This window comes from Streptomyces sp. SID12501, assembly GCF_010550245.1.
Taxonomy (GTDB): Bacteria; Actinomycetota; Actinomycetes; order Streptomycetales; family Streptomycetaceae; genus Streptomyces.
The window spans coordinates 1-532 of the sequence record NZ_JAAGLU010000391.1; the positions used below are offsets into that span (position 1 = coordinate 1).

1 protein-coding gene is annotated in these 532 nt (G+C 66.9%); it reads right to left on the reverse strand.

Annotated elements, in window-relative coordinates; genetic code table 11:
- Positions 1-532: GspE/PulE family protein (locus tag G3I71_RS46390; RefSeq protein ID WP_164324957.1), on the reverse strand; the 532-nt coding region annotated here is incomplete at both ends.

Sequence of the window (532 nt, forward strand, 5' to 3'; positions counted from 1 at the left end):
CGTTGAGCGTCGCGTACAGCGTGGTCGACTTGCCCGAGCCCGTCGGCCCCGTCACGAGGATCATCCCGTAGGGCTTGGTGTACGACTCGCGGTACGTCTCGTAGTTGTGGTCCAGGAACGACAGGTCCCGCAGGTCGAGGCTCGCGGTGGAGTTGTCGAGGATGCGCATGACGATCTTCTCGCCCCACACGGTCGGCAGCGTCGCCACGCGCAGGTCGATCTTGCGTCCGTTGTGGTTCACCGACATTCGGCCGTCCTGCGGCTCGCGCTTCTCCGCGATGTCGATGTCGCTCATGATCTTCCCGCGGCTGATGACGCCGCCCTGGATGTTCTTGGGCGAGCGCTGCGTCTCGTGCAGCACGCCGTCGATGCGGTACCGCACCCGCAGGTCGTGCTCGGTGGGCTCGATGTGGATGTCGGACGCGCGGTCGGTGATCGCCTGCGTCACGAGCAGGTTGACGTACCGCACGATCGGCGCGTCGTCGTCGACGAAGTCCCCGAGGCGCGACAGGTCCGCCTCCGGCTGGGCGTG